Annotated in this window: 12 protein-coding genes; 2 read left to right on the top strand and 10 right to left on the bottom strand. The window is 63.3% G+C overall.

Annotation, left to right across the window (positions count from 1 at the left end; genetic code table 11):
- Positions 1-45: 45 nt before the first annotated feature.
- The 10 genes from ACTJKX_RS34905 to ACTJKX_RS34860 all read right to left on the bottom strand — a co-directional run bounded on the left by ACTJKX_RS34905 (position 46) and on the right by ACTJKX_RS34860 (position 15,884).
- Positions 46-885 carry a hypothetical protein gene (locus tag ACTJKX_RS34905; protein ID WP_440728124.1) on the bottom strand — a complete coding sequence of 280 codons (840 nt, stop codon included), beginning with the start codon at positions 883-885 and terminating at the stop codon, positions 46-48.
- 80 nt (positions 886-965) lie between these two features.
- Positions 966-2,030: a hypothetical protein gene (locus ACTJKX_RS34900; protein ID WP_311944583.1), complete on the bottom strand. Its 1,065-nt coding sequence runs from the start codon at positions 2,028-2,030 to the stop codon at positions 966-968.
- 91 nt (positions 2,031-2,121) lie between these two features.
- Positions 2,122-2,826, bottom strand: a complete 705-nt coding sequence (locus ACTJKX_RS34895; RefSeq protein ID WP_311944584.1) for a hypothetical protein — start codon at positions 2,824-2,826, stop codon at positions 2,122-2,124.
- Positions 2,827-2,831: 5 nt separating this feature from the next.
- A complete protein-coding gene (locus ACTJKX_RS34890; protein ID WP_367626728.1) occupies positions 2,832-4,088 on the bottom strand; it encodes an ABC transporter permease in 1,257 nt (418 codons plus the stop codon).
- Between the two features lie 206 nt (positions 4,089-4,294).
- Positions 4,295-5,578 carry a nucleotide sugar dehydrogenase gene (locus ACTJKX_RS34885; RefSeq protein WP_440728123.1) on the bottom strand — a complete coding sequence of 428 codons (1,284 nt, stop codon included), beginning with the start codon at positions 5,576-5,578 and terminating at the stop codon, positions 4,295-4,297.
- A 237-nt stretch (positions 5,579-5,815) separates the two neighbouring features.
- Positions 5,816-7,693: a tetratricopeptide repeat protein gene (locus ACTJKX_RS34880; protein WP_440728122.1), complete on the bottom strand. Its 1,878-nt coding sequence runs from the start codon at positions 7,691-7,693 to the stop codon at positions 5,816-5,818.
- An 18-nt stretch (positions 7,694-7,711) separates the two neighbouring features.
- Complete coding sequence (locus tag ACTJKX_RS34875) at positions 7,712-9,811, bottom strand: glycosyltransferase (RefSeq protein ID WP_440728121.1); 2,100 nt, start codon at positions 9,809-9,811, stop codon at positions 7,712-7,714.
- Positions 9,808-12,006, bottom strand: a complete 2,199-nt coding sequence (locus ACTJKX_RS34870; protein WP_440728120.1) for a glycosyltransferase — start codon at positions 12,004-12,006, stop codon at positions 9,808-9,810. The genes ACTJKX_RS34875 and ACTJKX_RS34870 overlap by 4 nt, the downstream gene beginning before the upstream one ends.
- A 121-nt stretch (positions 12,007-12,127) precedes the next feature.
- Positions 12,128-13,513, bottom strand: coding sequence for a tetratricopeptide repeat protein (locus ACTJKX_RS34865; RefSeq protein ID WP_311944590.1), 1,386 nt, complete (start codon positions 13,511-13,513; stop codon positions 12,128-12,130).
- Between the two features lie 319 nt (positions 13,514-13,832).
- Positions 13,833-15,884: a glycosyltransferase gene (locus ACTJKX_RS34860; RefSeq protein WP_440728119.1), complete on the bottom strand. Its 2,052-nt coding sequence runs from the start codon at positions 15,882-15,884 to the stop codon at positions 13,833-13,835.
- A gap of 1,136 nt (positions 15,885-17,020) precedes the next feature.
- Here ACTJKX_RS34860 and glmS point away from each other — a divergent pair.
- Together glmS and glmM are read left to right on the top strand one after the other, a co-directional pair.
- On the top strand, positions 17,021-18,844 hold the full coding sequence (gene glmS, locus ACTJKX_RS34855; RefSeq protein WP_394315340.1) for a glutamine--fructose-6-phosphate transaminase (isomerizing): 1,824 nt from the start codon (positions 17,021-17,023) through the stop codon (positions 18,842-18,844).
- Between the two features lie 264 nt (positions 18,845-19,108).
- Positions 19,109-20,452, top strand: coding sequence for a phosphoglucosamine mutase (gene glmM / locus ACTJKX_RS34850; RefSeq protein WP_440728118.1), 1,344 nt, complete (start codon positions 19,109-19,111; stop codon positions 20,450-20,452).
- Positions 20,453-20,608 lie beyond the last annotated feature (156 nt).

Raw genomic sequence — 20,608 nt, 5'->3', positions numbered from 1 at the left:
AAACGCGCTTTGCTCCGAGGTGGATAAAACCGACGCGGCGGGCCGTCAGGCCGCCAGGTCGGTAATGACGGAAGCGTTCGGCTTGATCACGCGGTTGAGCAGATACCAGCCATACATTTGTTCGAAGCCCGGGTCGTAGTGATCGAGATCGGCGCCCTGGCGTTCGAGGGCACGCGTGCGGCCGACGGCCTCGATCACGCCGCGCGGCTCGAAGACCGGAATGCCGAGTTCCGCCCCGATCTTCTTCACCCGGGCGATGAAGGTTTCACGGCTCTGCAGCACCCGCCCGTCCTGCAGCGGCAGGCCGACATGAGATACCGCAGCCATCGGCTTGCCCCACAGCTGCTTGAGCTCGATCAGGCCCTGGCGCAAGGCATCCTCGTCGGCAAGTTCGCAGCGGGCGTTGCGCAGGATCCGGGCGTCGGCCTCCCCGAAACCGGCCTCGGCGAACTGTTCTGAGGCGATGACCTTCTTGGCGGTTTCGGCCGAGATGCAGCGTTTTTGCAGCATCTCCTTCCACCACAATTTGCCTCCTTCGCCCAGCGGGCTGAGCAAATGGCGGTGGAGATAGTTGAGCTGGAGATAGATGCCGTCGCAGATCAACTCCTTCTCGGAAGCGACCTCGACAAGGAGGAAATCAGCCTTGGCCTGTTCCTTCTGGGCATTGGCGGAAAGTCTGGGCACGCGCTCCGTCGAGAAGACATAGGGCGCCATACCGTCGGGGATCTGGCATTCGCCGCGCATCCAGCGCAGACGCTGCACGGCCTCGCCGACCGAGTGCAGATAGGCGCGTGAACCGCCGTCATAGTGGCTGCAGCGCCCGGTGGCGGCGATCTCTTCCATCGGCCTGTGCAGACGGCAGGAACCCAGAACGAATACCTTCATCGCGCGTCACTCCTTGCATGAATGGGATAGCGGGAGAATTGGAGAGTTGAACAGCCGGAGCCAAGCTTCATCACCAAACCTCACCGGCCCGAGATCGCGTTGCGGATCAGGCCGCCGGTCACCGAAGCGAGAAAGGCCAGGGCCAGCCCCACCAGCAGGGCGGAGCCGAGAGCGGTCAGCTTCTGGGGATAGGTAGGCGTGTAATCGGCCTTGGGCTGGGCGATCGGCGAGACATAGCGCTGCTGGCGCAGGATCGCCACGCGCGCCTGGTCCAAAGACTGGCGTGCGGAAGCCAGGTTGGTGTCGGCGAAGTCCTGCGCGATCTTCAGGCTTTCATAGCTGGAAAGCTGCTTGGCCACCGTTTCGCTGCCGCCACCCAGCCGCTGGCGGGTATCATCGATTTCCTTGCGGAGAGTGACGATCCGGGTCTCCACGCTCTTGCGCCGCGGATTGTCGCCCTGCGTCGCCTTGATCTGGCCGAGATCGGTCTGGGCAGCCGCCAGCTGGGCTTCGAGCTGTCCGATCAGATTGGTCAGCACGGTCAGGTCACCCGTCGGATCGACATTGGCATTCCGGTTACGCCAGTTGGCCACTTCGAGGCGAGCCGCCGCCGAACGCTGTTCGCTGCGGCTGACTTCCTCCTGCGCGACCTTGAGGGCGTCGTCGAGGGCGCGCTGGTTCATCTTGTTGGCGAAGGTGTCGGACAGGTCGATCAATGCATTGGAGATCTTGACGGAGTCCTCCGGGGTGAAGGCCTCGACCTGCAGGACGACGATCTGCTCGATCATGTTGTAGCGCACCGTGACCAGCGACTTATAGGCCCGATACAGCTCGTCCGGCGACGGATTGTCCGGCAGGCTCACCAGCGGATCGGCCGGATGCTCGGTGAGCATCTTGGTGAGGTCGATCTTCTTGGCGAGCCCGTCCATCGCTTCGCGCGACTGCAGGAAGTCGCGCACGGCGTAGCCATCGACGAAGCCGCTGACACCCATGCCGGACGAGCCGGACGAGAGCAGGCCACCGACGCCGACCGGCTGCTGGACATCGCCGCCTCGGATCGCGAACCGCGACTCCGCCGTATAGAGCGGCGTGGCGACAACGAAGACATAGAATGCCGTCAGCGCCAATGGCAGCAAAGCAAGCATCAGTCCGATCAAGGAAAAACGCCGCCTCCGGCGCCTTACCTTGTGCTGGTAGCGCAGAAACGCCGCACTCTCTTCCGGAGCGATCTCGCCTTTAAGCGAATTGATCGTCGACAAGGGGCTCGGGTTGACCTCGTCCAGTGTCGTTGATGTCGGGACGGAGAGGGAATTTGCGGAGGACTTCGTCAAGTTGGCTCTCTATTTCGATCAGACCCTGATTGAGGATGAGGGCGGTGTCACAGAACTCATCGACTTCGGATTTGCGGACGGTCGACAGGAGAAGCGTGCGACCGTCAATACGCTGCTCGAAAAGGGCTCTCCACAACAAGGTGAAGCGATCTTTCCGATAGGGGAACGTGCCGTCGACGACGTAGATGTCAAATGTCGGCAGGAGCGGCAAAATATACCCAAATTCCTGCCGCGCTGTGGCCGGCCAATGCTCTACGAACTCGTCGAGATATTCCGGCAGAGTCAACATCGACTCGACGAGGTATATACAGAATCTATAGTCAAGATGATACAAACGGGAGATTAAGGCTACAATTTGTCTCCCGCTCAATTTACCACGGACAAAGCCTGCTCGTCCGATGGGCCAGGAACAACTGCCCCCTCGGACGACACGACCGCTGCTTGGAGGGCGCAGGCCGGCGAACAGGTCGATGGCAGGCTTGCGCGCGATCGGATCCGGCGAGACGACGGCGTAGCGCCGGATCGGCAGCGTCATGGTGATGTCGAGCGCTATGGGGTAGGGCGTTCCCCCCACCATGGGCGTATCCACGACATGTTCGAGAGCGATCATGGTCCTCACACCGGTTGAATGCGAGGCCGTGCGTGCTTTTCGGCCAGGAGGCCGACGCCCAACACAGCGATCAGACACAGAAAGAAATAGGTCGGGTTGGCGTCCGAGGAGGCGTAGCCCGGGAAATAGGCGGCACGCAGAAGCTGCATGCCATGGGCGGTCGGGGACCACAGCACGTAGGCGCGATATTCCTCGGGTAGCTGCTCGGTCACGAAGAATACCGATGAGAACAGCTGCAGGCCGCGTTCGAGCACCGAAGCCAGGCGCAGGAAGAACGGCCAGTGCACGGCAATGCTGCCGAAGATGAGACCGATCGCCAGGCCATACGACCACATCGCAACGACGTAGCTGACCACCTTCGGCACGTCGGCGGGAAGGGTGATCATGTTGACCATCCTTCCGCAGGTCAGCAGGATCATGAAGACCACGGCGTAGATGATCAGATATTGGATCGCAAAGGCGAGCGCCTGATGGATCGGCCGGACAGGGGGCAGATTAATGAAGACGCGGTTATGCGCGACCGCCGTGCTGACACGGAAGATCACCTGGCGACACATGATCCAAGTCGTGCTTCCGAGCAGGGCGAAGGTCGGCACGTCCATGTTCATGATGAACTGCGTCTGAAGAATGAAATAGATCAGCGAGATCAGCGTCAGCAACACGGCCGGCTGAATCAGCATCCAGAGAATACCGAAGCGACTTTCGGAGGCGATGAGCTGGAACTGGACGATGAGAATGGCGCGCACCACGCCGATCGCGCCGGCAACCCGGGTGCCGCGACCGTTCTTCCCGCGAGCAGGATCGGCCAGGAACAGCCCGTTGCTGAGATGGGCGATCAGCTCCAGGTCCTGTCGGCTGGCACGGCTGAGATAGTCTTCCTGCACCCCGCCATCGACAAGCCGTGCCTCCCTGGCTGCGGCGTTGCGCTTGCGGGAGCGCCTGAGATCGCGCGCTTCGGCCAGCTTGTTGGCGGCCTCGCGCAGATCCGGCGGCGCATAGTTGTCCGCGAAGACGTCGATGTCGGCACGGATGTCGTTTTCGAGGATCCGGATCGTCGTTCTCAATAGACGATGATGATAGTCGAGATCCTCTGCATCGGTCTCGCTCTCATCTTCGTCGAAGATCTGCTTTTGGGTCTTTTCAGCATGATTGTAGACGGCTCGCCGCGTCTTGACATTGTTGTCAGGCAGATCGCGCAGCGCGTGGCGCAGCAGGATGAGATATCCGTCCCAATCTTGTTGGAGGACTTCAGCTGACGTCATCGGCCATGATCCTTCTGTCTGCCATGGGCCGGTGACGGCTGGGGAAGTAACGGGCTGCGTGCTGCCCGGCAACGCAATGGGCGTAAGGCCTCATCCTCACGCCGGGTCGACGCAAGGGGATGCCGGAGCCCATGCCTGCCCCGCGGAAGCGGGACAGGCATTGCGCCGAAGCGCCTATGATGCGTTGAGCGTTCAAGAGTGCCAGGTCACAGCCGCCAGACTGTGACACCCTCCGGCGCGGTCGCGCGATCGAGTACGCCCTTGACGTCCATGACCACGCCCGTGCCGTTGCGCAGGCGCGACTTGATCAGCGGCCAACCCTTGGCGGCATATTCCTTGTGGGGAACGGCCAGGATGATGGCGTCTGCCGGTTCGACCTCGTCCAGTTCGGAAAGCTCGACACCATATTCGTGCAGCGCTTCCTCATTGGAGGCCCAGGGATCGTGCACTGCGGTCTGGATGCCGAAACGGTTGAGCTCCTTGAGGATGCTCGCCGCCTTGGAGTTGCGCAGATCCGGCACGTCTTCCTTGAAGGTCAGGCCGAGCTGCAGCACGTTCTCGACCTTGCGGCCCTCCTGCAACAGCAGGCGTACGCATTCGCGGGCGATGCGCTCGCCGACGGAATCGTTGATGCGCCGGCCCGACAGGATGACCTGGGGATGGTAGCCCGCCTTCTCAGACCGGTAGGTCAGGTAATAGGGGTCGACGCCGATGCAGTGGCCGCCGACCAGGCCCGGCTTGAAGGGCAGGAAGTTCCACTTGGTGGAGGCCGCTTCCAGTACGTCGCTGGTATCGACGTCGAGGAGCTGGAAGATATGCGACAGCTCGTTCATGAAGGCGATGTTGATGTCGCGCTGGGCATTCTCGATCACCTTGGCGGCCTCGGCCACCTTGATGGTGGGAGCGACATGCACACCGGCCGTGATGACCGACCCATAGACGTCGGCGACGATACCGCGGGTCTCCTCGTCCTGGCCGGACACCACCTTCTTGATCTTGGTGAAGGTGTGTTCCTTGTCGCCCGGATTGATGCGCTCGGGGGAGTAGCCGACGGTGAAGTCGACGCCGCTGGTGAGACCCGAGGCCTTTTCCAGCACAGGCACGCATTCTTCCTCGGTCGCGCCGGGATAGACGGTGGATTCATAGACGACGATGTCGCCGCGCTTGAGAGCGCCGCCGACGGTGCGCGAGGCGGCGCGCAGGGCGCCGAGATCGGGCTGGTTGGCGCTGTCGACAGGGGTCGGCACGGTGACGATGAAGAAATCGGCTTTGTTGAGATCGGCCGGATTGAAGGAGAAGATCGGCGGTGTTGCCCTCAGCTCTTCGCTGGAGATTTCGCGGGTGCGATCCTCGCCGGACTGTAGTTCCTTGACGCGGGTCTGATCGATGTCGAAGCCGATCGTGTCATAGCCATGCTTGGCAAAGGCTACCGCGACCGGCAGGCCGACATAACCCAGCCCGATGACTGCGATCTTGCGTTTCTGACTCAAGACATAACTCCTTGCGGTTTGTCATTGCGACGCCCTGGGGGCTGTTGCGTGGGTCGATCGCCTGGAACGGCAGATCGTCCGTAGGTCACCGTCCTCCTGCGGGAGGCGGACAGGTTTCGAAAAAGGGATGGAGTTCCTTCGTGGATGGAGATCTCGTCATCCCATTCCTCTTGCGCTCACAAGCAGGCCGGCGAGGCTCGATGGGGGATGACTGGTTATGTGTGAGGGGCGGAGCCATCAGCGGATCCCCCGCCAGATGCCGCCGCTGAGCCGGAGGTTTTCGGGGCCGCGCAGGATCTGCCTTTCGACTTCCCGGAAGAAGGCGTCCTGATAAGCTTGGGCGAAAGCGGGGAATTCCTGGCCCTCCTGCTTGGCGGGCATGGCCTCGACGTGGAATTTCACGCGGCGGTCCTGCCAATAGGGGATGGTGATGAAGCTCGGAACGCCAAGGCGGTAGCACAGCCCGGCGGCGAACGGGGAATAGGTTACCCGCCGTCCCTCCCAGCCGACGCGCGGGGCCGCGGGGCTCATCGCGCCGTCGATGGCGATGATGACCGCATTGCCGTGGCGCAGGGAGGTCATCACCTCGCGCGTCACCTCCAGTTCCGAATGCTCGCTGGTGGAGATCAGGGAGCCGACATGCGGGAAGGAGGCGATCTTGGGGGCGGATGCGAGCCATTTCATTGGAATGCCGGCCATGTGCAGCGCCAGGGGCCCGGCATACATCGGTCCCATGTGCGGGCTGATCAACAGGGCACCCTTGCCCTTGTCCAAGCCGTTGCGGAGGCCGGCTACGGCGGCATCGATACCGTCGAGCATTTCAGCCACTTCGCCCACCCGCTCGGGAGCGCATTCGAGCCAGTCGAGGAGCAAGAGGTCGGCCAGGCAACCCCAGCGCACCCGGTCGTCCCAAGCGTTGCGGTCCGCAGGCTCGCTGCCGGCAAGCCGGCTGGCGAGCGACCAGGCGAAGTCGAGCCTGCCTTTGGGGATGGGCGCACTGGCCAGGTTCTGGTCGAGGCGGGCGAGCGCATCGGTGAAGGAACCCTGGAGATAGGCGCGTTTGCGGCCGACCAGATCGGCATAGTGTCCCTGGGCTTCATCCTCCAGACCCGCCTGCAGCAGCGTCGAGATGGTGTAGCGCTGCAAGGCCGGCGAATGGGGGTCTTCCTGTGCCAGCTTGCGCAGCAGCGTGGCCGCCTCGTCATAGTGGCGGGCCAGCCGCAGCGCGCGTGCCAGCAGCATCTTGAGATTGCGCAGATCCGGCGCCAGCGTGCTCGCCTGCCTGAGGACGTCGACCGCCTCTTCATTCTGGCGCAGCCTGAGCAGGGTCTCGCCGAGGGTGCGCAGGAGAAGCACGTCCTTGGCGGCCTTGTCGCGTGCCTGGCGCAGGTGCTCGAGGATCTCCGCGTCTTCCCCGCCGAGTGACAGCATCGCATTGGCGACGACGAGGTGCAGCCTCGGCGACTCCCCGCCCTGTTCCAGCGCCGTGCGGCCGATGGCCAGCGCCTCTTCGTGGCGCCCCGCCAGTTGCAGGACCTGGGCGACTTCGAGGGCGAGGTCGGTGGTAAGGTCGGGCTGGTCCTGCAAGCGCTCGACGATGACGAGACTTGTATCGAGATCACCCGCTCGCGCGAGAGCGATTAGGCAGAGCTGGGCCAGCCGTGCATGGTCCGGGCTGCGGTCGGCATAGCGGCGTGCGAAGTCGCGGGCGGCGTCGAAATCGGTCGCCTGGACCAGGGCCTGCAGCCGCACCGCCGCGATGGCGAGATTGTCGGGGTCGAGTTCTCCGGCCCGTTCGATATGCGCCTGGCCTGCGTCGCGGCGGCCGGCACGCATCATCACGCTGCCAAGCGTGAGGAGGTCGTCGCTGGAAGAGGGATTGGCCTCGACCAGGCGTTCCAGGAAGAGGCGGGCGGTGTCGAGTTCACCGGCGCGCATGGCGGGGGCGACGACCAGGCGGCGGACCTGGTTGCGGTTGCGCGGAATGGCGGCCACGGGCGGCGTCAGCAAGGCGAGAGCGTCCTGCATCCGGCCGTCACCGGCCAAAGCGAGGACATCGTCGATCGCCTGCCTGGCATCCGCAGCCTTGGTATCTTGTTCGGTCAATCGCTTCATGCGTTGTCGCCTCGCGGATTAGCGGTCGAGATAGGCATCGACGGTCAGTTCCAGCATGCGGCGCATGGAAAAGCGTTCGCGGGACCATTTCGCCACATTGGCGGCGAGTTCCGCGCGGTCCTGATGATCGCGGCGCCAGGCCAGCACTTCGCCGGCGATGGCATCCGGTTGCAGATTGTCGATCGAAGGCAACACGGTGCCGCTCACTCTCGGCATCAGCGTTTCGGCCGCGCCACCTGCCGGCGTGGTCACGACCGGAACCCCGCTGAACTGCGCTTCGATCAGCACGTTGGGCAGGCCTTCATGGCGCGACAACAGCAGGAAGACGTCCATATGCGACAGCCAATGGCCGACGCGGGGGGAGCGGCCGGTGAACAGCACGCGATCGGCGATGCCCAATTCCTCGGCATAGGCGGTCGCCTTGCCGAGCAGGGGGCCGTCACCCACCAGGATGAAGCGGGCATCGGGCACGCGGGCGGCGAGGCTCGCGGCGGTCTCCAGCCAGAGCAGCGGGCGCTTGTTGTCGTCAAATCGCATGACCGAGCCGACGGTGAAACCGGCCTTGACCTCGAAGCTCTCGAGCTTTTGGGTCAGGGCCAGGGTCTTCTCGTCGGTTGCCGTGCTCAGGGGATCGAGCCCGTTGGGAATGATGCGCACCGAGCCGCGCGGCAGTTTGAGCCAAGCTTCGTAGCGCTCGCCGGCGGCCTGGGAATTCGCCACGATGGCAACGCCCCGTGCCGAGAGCAGCGAGCGATAGACCGCCTCATATTCAGGCTTGTTGCGTTCGAAGCGATCTTCCGGCGGCAGCGTGCGCACGCCGAGCAGGATGCGCGGCACGCCGGCCAGCAGGGCGGCGAGGCCGGTGGCGAGGACCGAGCCATCCTGCCAGATATGCACGATGTCGGGGCGGATATAGTTCAGTGCGTCGGTAAGGCGGACCACGCCCGTCCGCATCTGCGTCGGAAGGTGGTCGAGGAAGCCGATCAGCTCCTTGACGCGGGAATAGCGCGGGCGTCCGCCATATTCGGCAAACAGCGAATATTCATGGACCTGCAGGCCCGCTTCCACGAATTGCGGCACGAAGAAATCGGCACCGGCACGCGAATGCAGCGAGCTGCAGACCACATGGATGGGGCCCATGATGTCGGTATCGGCGATCGGGCTGGCCGAGTGGATCGCCCGGTTCAGGCCGAGCGCCGTGTTGGTGAACTGGCGTTCGGCCCCGCCCGATCCCAGGCTGCCATTGATCAGCACCACAGGCCCGACGAAGAGGCGCGGCTCGAAGTCCGCGGTCGCCGCCCGCTGGGCGATGGCCATCTCGAACACGCGCTCGATCACCAGATTGGGCAAATGGTCGTCGCTGTCGGCGTGATCGGGCACGAGTTCGCTGAGGCTGCGCAGGTCCTGTTCGATCCGCGCCTGCGTCTGGGCGATGTGCTTGGTCTCGCCGAACTTGTCGCGTGCGAACTCGATTATCTCGCGCGCCCGCATCGGCTGTCCCAGCGAGACATAGAGGCGTCCGAGCGCGACCAGCACGGATTCGGGTGTGTTGTCCATTTCGACGAGCTGGCCGAAGGCGGCCTCGGCGCCGTCGAAATCCTTCAATTCGATCAGGCCGCGGCCATAGATCAGCAGCTGCGAGGGATCTTCCGGCTCTTCGGGGAAGCGCTCGCTGTGAAGTGTCCTGCCGGCATCGACCCCGTCGATGCGGATGGTCCAGCGCAGCACGCGGAAGAAGGCTTCGCGCGAGGTCGGGAAGCGCTCGTCTATGCCGCGCCAGACCAGGAGGGCACGCGGGTCCTGCACGCGTTCGAGCGCCCGGGCGACCAGGGCCTGGAAGCGCTCCTCGCGCGGATGCTTGATCACATAGGGAAGCAGCTTGTCGAGGGCCTCGGTGAGTTCGGGCAGCCGGCGCATCGCGTTGGAGATGTCGCGGGCCCGGTTGACTTCGGCCGTGGTCACGCGCTGCACGCCATTGCCCGCGCGCAGGCCGTTGGCCACCGCGGCCGAGACGATGTCGCGTGCCGAGATCTCGTGGGCTACCGGTGCCGACGTGGCGCCACTTGCGCCGGCGTCATCCACCGGCTGCACGGCAGGCTGGGTGCGGAAGGCCATCATGACGAGGGAACCGCCCGGGCCTTGCGGAGCCGTTCGACCAGCGCGTTTGCCGATGACAAGGCACGCCACTCCTCAGCCCGGCTCGCGCTCTTGTCCTGCTGCGCATGGCGCAGCGAAGCGTCACCGGCGAGCCGGCGCAGCGTTTCGGCCAGGCCGTCCTCGCCGTCCTCGATCCAGACCGCGGCATTGCCCAGGATGGCGCGGGCCACCGGGCCGTCGGACGCCACGATGGTCTTGCCATGCATGAGGGCATCGACGAGGTCGAACCGGCTCCGTTCGCTCCGGGCCACACCCGCGAGGGAGGGCGTGACGAAGATGTCGATCGCCTTGTAGGCTTCGGCGATGGAGCCGACCTTGGGACGGCCGGGGAAGAGCACGCGCTCGCCATGGCCCATATGACTCAGGCGCTCATGCAGCTTGAGGAAGCGCGAACCCACGCCGAAAACCGCCAGCCCGGCGTCGATCCCATGGCCCACGAGCTTGTCGAAGGCGTCGGCGATGCCGTCCAAGTCGAGGTCGTCATAGGGATCGCCGACATAGCCAAGGACCAGCCGGTCCTTGAGGGCCGGGTCGCTGCGCCAGGCGGGAGTCTTCTCGTCGTGCTTGAAGGCGGGTGCATTCTCGCCCAGCAACAGGAGCTTTTCGGCCGGCACGCCCCGGGCCGAGAGGGCCTCCGTGGCGCCGGGCCAGCGGGCCAGCATCAGGCTCGCCTCCGCCACCAGGACGTCGTCCGCCTGTCGAAAGAGCGCTTCGCGGTCGTTGGCGGGCGCGGCATCGGCCGTCGATGCCAGGCGCTGGCAGTCGAGAACGAGATCGGCGCCCGTCATGCGGGTGGCGATGGCGGCGGGATAAGCCGCCTCCAGCTCACCGGATACCATGATGACGTCGGCTTCCAGTGTCCTGGCGATCCGTCCGAGCGCCACGCCGGCCTCGCGGGCATATTGATCGATGATGGCCGGAGCGGCCTCTATCGGGGCCATGCGGTGATAGGCGATGCCATCCACCATGTCGGGGCCGGATTTGCGTGAGGCGCCAGTGTTGCGGACGGGATAGCCGGGCTGGGTCACCACCCGCACCGAACAGCCAAGGCTCGTCAGATCCTGGGCCAGGGCATGCGTGCGCATGCTGGTGGCAGACCAGTGATAGGGCAGGGATTGCGGCACATAGAGCAGGATGTTGAGACGCGTGCCCTGTGCCTTGCGTGATACGGGCTTGGGCAGGCGAATGCCCTGGCCCTTGAACCGTTCGAGCGCCATCAGCTCTTCATAGCGGCGCGTTTCCGTCGCATTGAGGGCAGCGCCGGCGCGCAGGGCTTCCTGGAGAATGGCACTGGCCTCGTCGATCGAGCCGGTATCCATGAGCGTGAAGGCCAGGAGCTTGATCCGTCCCTCGTTCGGGTCGGCCTCGGCGGCGGCCTTGGCGAGCGCGACGGCCGCGGCCGGATCGGCGGTTCTGGCCTGCTTGGCCAGATCGAGCAGCACGCGCGACAGCACGCTGCCACGCGGGCGCTGGTCGTGGATCCAGCGCTCGGCTGCGGCCAGGCCGTTCTTCTGCGCCTTGGCGAGGGCGATCTCGGACAGCTGCAGATATTCGGGGGCTGCACCGGTCGGCACCAGATCGGCCGGCAGCGAGAGGGAATGACGATAGTCGCGATACCATTCGGCGATGCGGGCTGGCAGGCGCATGCCATCGCGCCAGCTCGAAAAGCCGGTCATCATCACCTGGCCGAGCCGGTATGTATGGCCTTCGCGCAGCTTGGCGATGCGCTGCTCGGCGTGTTTCCAGATGCTGCGCGTGTCGAGCACGGCCAGTTCAGCGCTGCGCTTGGCCTCGCGATAGACGTCGAGGTCGCGTTCCAGCTGCTGCAGCCGGGTGGTGAGTGCGACATTGTCCTCGGCCAGGGAACGCTCGGCCAGTTCTGCTTCGAGTTCCCTGATGCGCCGTGTCGCAGCCGCCTCGCGGTCGAGCGCGGCCTGGAGCTCGGTGTCGGAAGAAGAAGCCTGCAACGTTGAAACGGCAGCAAGCTTGGCTTTATGGCGAGCGGGAGAACCGGAACCGTGCAGGGCGCTGCCGCCCATGGCAATTGCCGCCCCTTCGAGCTGGCTGTCGTCGAAGGAGGTCGTCCTGGAACTTACATGTTCTGCCGGCACATCGCCGTTACGATGCAGCTTCGGCGCTTCGGTCACTCTGCTCACCTTGATCTCCGGCTCCTCAGAACAAGGCGCGTTCAGGGAGAACGCGCCTTTGCTCCAACTTTTCGTTCGGATGCGTCTTGCGAGGGCCGGCGCGAACGCCGGATCGCAGGAGGCTCTGGGCTCAGCTCGCCAGCTTGAGGTTCAGCAAGCCTTCCAGGTTCTTGCTGGCGCTGTTGTCCGGGGCGAGCTCGCGGCTACGGGTCACGGCCGCCGAGGCCGTGGCGAGATCGCCGGCCCGGTGGCTCGCGCGCGCCAGATGCAGCCAATGGGTGGCCGAGTCCGGCTTGAGCTCGAGCACGCGCTGGTAGTAGTTGGCCGAGTCGGCGAAGGCGTGCGTCTGGTAGAGATGATGCGCCACCGCCGTCAGGGCCGGCACGTTCTCCGGATCGATCTGGAGCAGGAGATAGGCGACCTCGGCAGCCTCCGCCGGGCGCTTCTCGCGGCGATGGGCGCTCAGCTCCTTGGAAAGGATCGCCGCGACCTTGCGGCGCAGCAGCTGCAGTTCGTCGTCGTCCTGGCCGACCTTGGCCAGCAGGGCCAGATGGAGCGCTGCCTGGCGGGCCTCGCCGCCGCGCAGGGCGAGCTTGGCGGCGCGACGGACGCGCTGGATCAGGCGGCCGACATAGTCGACCTCGGGCGCGGCCAGGCCGGCCTGATAGAGGGTCACCAGGCCCGTATATTCGAGCTCGGCTTGTCCGGCGGCACGGGCGAGGCGCTTGGCGGCAACCTGATCGGTGGGATCGATGTCGAGCAGACGCGACCACAATTCAAGGGCGCGTTCCGGGGTACCGGTCCGTTCGGCTGCAGTCGCCAGACGCTTGGTCGCCGTGGGATGGCGTGGATCCACCTTGAGGACCTGTTCCCAAGCGGCTGCAAAGCCGGCGGGATCCTGTTCGAGATCGGTCTGCTTGGCCTGGTCCACCACGTCGTTGCGCAGGGCGATGATACGCTTGCGCAGGACCGGATCGGCGGGAGCCACCGCGTTGCCGAGGCGAAGCACGCGACGATAGCCGTCCTGGTCACCCGCCCGGTCGAGCTCGGCGGCGGCCTTGGCGAGATTGCTGCCGACACGTGCGGTGATGTCGTCGAAACCCTCGATCGTGCCGGCATCGGCATGACGAATGGCGATCAGGACCTTGGCAGCGTCCTCGACCTGCTGGCTGCTCAGGAGCTTCTTGGCTGCCAGGAACGCGGTCGAGGGATGCACTTCGGCAGCGGCGATTGCCGATTGTGCCACCTTGTCGAGCTGGCCGGCATTGATGGCCGCTCTCAGACGCATCTTCAGCGCATTGGCATGACTGGGCGAAATCGCCAGCAATTTGTCGGCCTCGGCGATCACCGCGTCCCAGTTCGAAGCCTGCCAGGCATCGCGCATGGTTTCGAGATGGTTGCGCAATTCCGGCGCCGAAGGCGAGATGCGCCGCTTCGACTGGGTCCAGCTTGCAGGGCCGGGAATGACGCTATGGCCGAAGGAGGCTTTCGAGAAGGCGTCGTTCGCAATGTCCATCTTCTATCTCACTCGTCATATTGCCTGGGTAGGCACTCGGCGATCACCACATGTGATCAATTGATCTGATCGTAAGGAAGCGACCAGAAACGTTCGGTACAAATCTGTGTGTATTTTTGGACCAGAAGGCCAGTTAAGCACCTGAATTTGACGGCATAGTGGCAATAATTAAACAAAAATTAATTAAATTATATTTCTAATAGTTCGCAAATTAGGATATTATATTTGAAAATATACATTCAATTTCGATTTTAAGTTTTATTTTCGCCAACTGACGCTGGCGATTTGCTTGCTGCCGGGTTGTCATCGACGACGGGACTCAGTGGGCACGGGCTCTCTTGTATTTCCGCGGTTGCTCGGCCGGAGGATCTGCCGCCGGCGGACTTGCCAACAAATCCACGGTTCGCTGCACCATCAGGGTGGTGGAGAAACGCTCGGAAGCAATTTGCCGAATGCGGTCCGCAAGGCTCGGATCCGAATGCCGCCAGTCGACGACGTGCCCGACCTTGGCGCACAAGGCGTCGAGATCGACCGCCTCGACCGTGTCGGTGGCCAGCCCCGTCACACCCGGCGTGAAGGTTTCGCAGGCGCCGCCTGCCGGCGTGGTCACCACCGGAATGCCGGCGAGCTGGGCTTCGATCAGCACGTTGGGCAGGCCCTCGAAACGCGACAGCAGCACGAAGGCATCCATCTTCGCCAGCCAATAGCCGACGCTGGCCGAACGGCCCACGAACAGGATCCGCTCGGCGATGCCGAGTTCGGCTGCACGCTGGCGTACGCGGGGCAGCAGAGGGCCGCTGCCGACCAGAACGAAGCGGGCATTCGGACGGGCCTCATGATAGGCGTGGACGAAATCGATCCAGAGTTCGGGGCGTTTGTCGACATCGATGCGGAAGACGCCGCCAATCGTCTCGGTGGCATCCGCGGTGCGGCGCTGGAATTTCTGCCAGCGCTCCTCGTCGGTCTCGTTCGGCTCGGGCGGCAGGTGCTCGACCCCGTTGTGAACGATGGTGAAACGCTCCTGCGGCAGGTCGAGCCACTCGCAATAGGCCTTGGCGGCCGCATGGCTGTTGCTCATGAACTCGACGCCGGGAATCCGAGCCAGGGCCCGATACATCGGCTCATATTCACCCCGGAACAGATGGGGCCGCAAAACCGGCGGCAGGCCGCGTACATTGAGGACGATGCGGGGGACGCCGGCCACGAGTGCCGCCAGGGCAGCGAACAGGACGGCGCCGTCCTGCCAGATATAGGCGACCTCGGTTTCGTGCCGCCGAAAATGCTCGACCAGGCGTTGCGTGCCGAAGGCCGCATGGACCGGCACCAGGGACAGCAAATGCCGGAGATCGCTCTCCTCGGGTACGAGTTCCGCCGGGCGGGCCGGCGTCATGTTGTCGATCTGATAGGCCTCGACCTGCTCGCAGGCGATCATGGGCAGAAAGAAGTCGTGATTGTTCTCGCGGCTAAGCGATTTGACCACGACCTGAATCGGACCGCGGATCTGCCGGCCGGAGATGCTGCCGCTTTCGCGCCGGGTGCGTTCCAGCCGGGCTGCGGTTCGGGCAAGCTGGCGTTCCGCTCCGCCGGTGCCGAGGCTGCCTGTGATAAGCGAGACGGAGCCGAGCCGGCCTGGCGCCACCGAACGCACGGATCGGTTGCGGAAGATGTCAATGGCCGCCCTCAGCACCACGATGCGGGCGGGGATGCCGCAGGTCTGCCAGTCCGGTACGTGCCGGCCGAGCACCTCCATGCCCTTGCGCAGCTCCTCGGCCATGACCGAGGCGTTCTTGGGGGCTTGCCCGGTCGCCAGCAGCCGGTCCAGGATCAACAGGGCTTCGGTTAATTCTCCCCATTCGCGCAACCGCTTGGCATAGACGAGCGGCGCGTTCTTGGAATCCGGGAAATCGGCCAGGGTTGAGACGAACAGCGCCTTGGCTTTGGCGATTTCACGCAGTTCGACGAAAAGCTCGGCCTTGCCGAGGCGACGATCGACGTCCGAGGGCACGCCGGGGTAATGACGCTCGAGAATCTCGAGCCCCTCGGCAATGCGCTGATGCCGCGACAGCCAGCGCAGGCGATATTGCAGGGCCCGGTAATTGTCGGGGAATTTTTCGTGGACGCCGGTCCACAGCTCCAGCATGCCCTCGCGGACACGGGTCATCTCGGCGACGAGAGCGTGGGAGAGATTGACGTCCAACTCCCCCGGAAAGCGGGAGAGCAGATATTTCAGGCGCGGCAGCGCAACCTGGGCGGTTTCGACATTGTCGGCACGCTTGACCAGATCGGCGCATTCGGCGCGCACGGCTTGCGAATAGACGTCGGAAGCGGAAAACCAAGCGTGGCCATTTTCATGGACCGCGAGTAAAGGCACCTCGGCGGTCTCCGACGATGGAAATCTGTTAGGTTTCAAGAGTGCCTGTCCCGTGGTTGCCCATGTATAGATTCCATACTCAATCATTAATTCCATAAAGATCAGATAATCTTTACAAAAGAATGACGCAAGCAAGGCAGCTATTTGGTTTTAAACTGATGATTATCTAGGCGACTACAGAAAGAAATTTGGACTGTTTCTGTGAACAATTCCAATTTCGCTCGTTTTCCCCTCGGGCGGCATCATGTCCGTTTTGGACGGTTGGTGGTTGCGGCGCGTGGCGATGGATCACCCCGCATGACCGCGCCGAATGGCCGCTCGGTACAGGCTCTGCGGATATTGCAATGCAGCAATGTCCGCGCAGCCGGATAGAGCGTCGGGGCTCTGGCTGTTGGATGGGCAGCGTGAGCGAGGGGTACTGCTGCGCCCAGAAACGTCGATAGCGCACAGGCCACTTTCGCCATCCGTCCTCCGATTCAACCAATGCCCCATACGGCACGATTCATCAGTACCTATGGCATTGCCAACCTCAGCGAGTCGGCTTTTTAGACTCATCGAAAATGGATTGCAAGCTTATAATGTTCTCCCCTTGGTGAAGCCAGCTTTGAATGATTGCAAATAGGCTGATCAAACCCCATTTTGTTCATCTATATGAACGATATTGGTATAACAGAAGAAATATGCTGTATTTACACTGACCATATTCTCACCATATTGTGTATGTTGAGTTTGATTGGCTGACTGTTGATGAATCTTTTATGACCGGGGTGTGATCAGTTGCGAGGCAGGGAAGTATGAGGCGGCTTGATTTCGGGCTGCCATTCCTCGTGTTTTGGCGCTGTGTCCGGACCGGTTGCCGTAGGGTGGGCAATCCAACACCAGCCCGTTGCGGCAAGGGATTTTGGCGGCTGGCCATCAACTTCATGACAACAAATCGGCAGGGGGTGGCGGGCACTTCGTGAGGTGCCGGAAGCTTGCTCGGATGTCTGGCAAAACCCGCCCTGCGGCCTTGGCCCGAGGCGGGTTGCGGCCGTCTGTCGTTACAAAACGTAAGGCATTTTGAATATGCCTTCTATCCAGAGTTCCTTAATCGAAAACACGATTGTTTTGATTCGGACCAAGATAAGGTAGAGCACATGTGTGGTATTGTTTGTGTTCTTGGCAACGAATCAGTGGCCATGCCGCTGGTGGATGCGTTGCGAAGACTGGAATATCGGGGGTATGATTCCGCCGGTATTGCGACCCTGGAGGGTGGCGCCATTGTCCGCCGGCGCGCCGAGGGCAAGCTGGTCAATCTCGAGGCCAAGCTCGGCCAGGCGCCGCTCAAGGGCACTAGCGGTATCGGCCATACGCGTTGGGCGACACACGGCAAGCCGACGGAGGACAATGCCCATCCTCATGCGACCGAGCGAGTGGCTGTCGTTCATAACGGCATCATCGAGAATTTCCGCGAGTTGCGGGATGAGTTGAGCGCAGATGGCGCCGATTTCCAGTCGGAAACCGATTCCGAGGTCATCGCGCATTTCGTCACGCGCGAGCTCGAGAAGGGCCAGTCGCCGATCGAGGCCGTGCAGGCCTGCCTCAAGCGCATTCGTGGTGCCTTCTCGCTCGGCTTCCTGTTTGCCGGGGAGGATGATCTCATCATCGGTGCCCGGCTGGGGCCGCCGCTGGCAGTCGGCTATGGCAACGGCGCGATGTTCCTGGGATCGGATGCTATCGCCCTCGGTCCACTGACGAATACTTTCGCTTATCTTGAGGATGGCGATAGTGTCGTGATTACTCGCTCCACCGCAACGATCTACGACGCCGGGTTCAATCAGGTCGAACGCCCCATCCAGAAGGCGGAGATTTCGGCGGCCATCGTCGAGAAGGGCAATTATCGCCATTTCATGGCCAAGGAGATCCACGAGCAGCCCGAGGTGATTTCCCACACCCTGGCTTCCCTGATCGACATGACCAGCGAAACCGTTCGTTTGCCGGACCTGCCTTTCGATTGGAAGAACCTCAGTCGCCTGACCATCTCGGCCTGCGGTACGGCGTCCTTCGCCGGACAGGTGGCGAAATACTGGTTCGAGCGCTATGCCCGCCTGCCGGTCGAGGTCGATATCGCCTCGGAATTTCGCTATCGCGAAGCACCGCTCGAAAAGGGTGGATTGTCGCTCTTCGTCTCCCAATCGGGCGAAACCGCCGATACCATGGCGGCCTTGCGCTACTGCCAGGAGAATGGCCAGCATACACTTGCCGTCGTCAATGTGCCGACCTCCACGATGTCGCGCGAGGCGGACGCCATGGTGCGCACGCTTGCCGGTCCCGAGATCGGTGTTGCCTCCACCAAGGCCTTCACCTGCCAGCTGGCCGTGCTCGCCTGCCTGGCGATCGGTGCGGGCAAGGCTCGCGGGACGCTGACGCCCGAGGCGGAAAAGGAACTGGTGCAGGCCCTGATCGAGGCACCGCGCCTGATGGCGGAGGCGCTCCGTCTCGATCATGAGATCGAGGCCTGCGCGCGTGATCTCTCCAAGGCCAAGGACGTGCTCTATCTCGGCCGCGGCACCAGTTTCCCGCTCGCTCTGGAAGGTGCGCTGAAACTCAAGGAAATCAGCTACATCCACGCCGAGGGTTATGCCGCGGGCGAACTCAAGCACGGCCCGATCGCGCTCATCGACGAGAGCATGCCGGTGGTGGTGATTGCTCCCTTCGATGCGATCTTCGAGAAGACCGTCTCGAACATGCAGGAGGTCGCCGCGCGTGGCGGGCGTATCATCCTGATCACAGACGAAGAAGGGGCCAAGGCCGCCTCGCTTCCGGGCGCCAAGACCATCGTGATGCCGGTAATGCCGTCGGTGGTTTCGCCACTGGTCTATTCCGTGCCGATCCAGCTTCTGGCCTATCATGCAGCAGTGCTGATCGGCGCGGATGTCGACCAGCCGCGCAACCTCGCCAAGAGTGTGACGGTGGAGTAGGCGCCGGACCGGCAAAGCGTTCGGCGATTTGACGGGAGACCTTGAATCGCGAGGACGCGTCGAAACGGAGAGACGGAGCAAAACGGCGCCCTGCGATGAAGACGTTTTGCTCGTGAGACCGCGGCATCGGGCCGGAATGACGCTGTAAAAAGGCAGTTCGACCGGCCCGATGCATCTGCAGGTAAGATCAGTAACGCGGAAACAATAACTGAGGCGCTGCAGGAATGATGCTGCAGCCATGCCTCGAAACCTCAGGGTTATCACATGAGCCGCAAATATTTCGGCACGGACGGCATCCGTGGCCTGGCCAATAGTGTCATTACGCCGGAACTGGCGATGAAGGTCGGCATGGCGGCCGGCCTCGCCTTCCAGCGCGGCGACCACCGCCATCGCGTGGTGATCGGCAAGGATACCCGCCTGTCGGGCTACATGATCGAGAACGCGCTGGTGGCGGGCTTTACCGCCGTCGGCGTCGACGTGATGCTGCTGGGCCCGATGCCCACCCCGGCTGTCGCCATGCTCACCAATTCGCTGCGCTGCGATATCGGCGTGATGATTTCGGCCTCGCACAATCCCTATGAAGACAACGGCATCAAGCTGTTCGGTCCCGACGGCTTCAAGCTGTCCGACGAGACCGAGCGTGCCATCGAGGCGCTGATCGACACCAACCTGTCCTCGCGGCTGGCCGGCTCGCGCGATCTCGGCCGGGCCCGCCGCATCGACGACGTGCATGCCCGCTATATCGAATTCGCCAAGCGCACCTTGCCGCGCGGTTTGCGCCTCGACGGCCTCCGGGTGGTGGTCGACTGCGCCAATGGCGCCGCCTACAAGGTCGCCCCGGAAGCCTTGTGGGAACTCGGCGCCGACGTGATTACCATTGGTGTCGAGCCTGACGGTTTCAACATCAACCGGGATGTCGGCTCGACCGCGCCGAGGGCTCTCGCCCAGAAAGTGCGGGATCTGCGCGGCGATATCGGCATCGCCCTCGACGGCGACGCCGATCGCGTCCTCATGGTCGACGAGAAGGGACATGTCATCGATGGCGACCAGCTGATGGCGGTGGTGGCCTCGGACTGGAAGGACGAGGGCAAGCTCACCCAGCCCGGCATCGTCGCCACGGTGATGTCCAATCTCGGCCTGGAGCGCTATCTCGGCGGGCTCGGCCTGCAGCTCGAGCGCACGGCGGTCGGCGACCGCTACGTGCTCGAACGCATGCGGGCGCAGGGCTACAATGTCGGCGGCGAGCAGTCGGGCCACATCATCCTGTCCGATTTCGCCACCACCGGCGACGGCCTGGTCGCCGCCTTGCAGGTGCTGGCGGTGCTCAAGAAGGCCGATCGTCCCGTCAGCGAGGTCTGCCACCGCTTCGACCCGCTGCCGCAGATCCTCAAGAACGTGCGGATTCGTCGTCGCAAGGTGCTTGATGATCCCAAGGTCGCTGCCGTGATCGAGGGCGCGCGCAAGCAGCTCGGCGATGGCGGCCGCCTGGTCATCCGTCCCTCCGGCACCGAACCGGTCATTCGCGTCATGGCCGAGGCCGACGACCGTGCGAATGTCGAGACTGCCGTGGACGAGGTGATCGACGCCATCACCAAGGCCGCCGCCTGATTCTTTCGGGGGGCGGATCGGAAGATTCGCCCCCATGATTGCAATCAGGTCGCAGGGAGTGGCCATTAGAGCGTCGTGCGGGAAGTTTGAGTCGAGGGATTCCCTTTTGGGTGGATTCGTGATTCACCGTGTTAGGAGGTGGATCATGGCCCATTC

Origin of the sequence: Labrys sp. 22185 (assembly GCF_052045555.1) — a bacterium.
Classification (GTDB): domain Bacteria; phylum Pseudomonadota; class Alphaproteobacteria; order Rhizobiales; family Labraceae; genus Labrys; species Labrys neptuniae.
The sequence above is the reverse complement of the archived record's forward strand: the minus strand, read 5'-3'. Positions and strand labels throughout refer to the sequence as shown.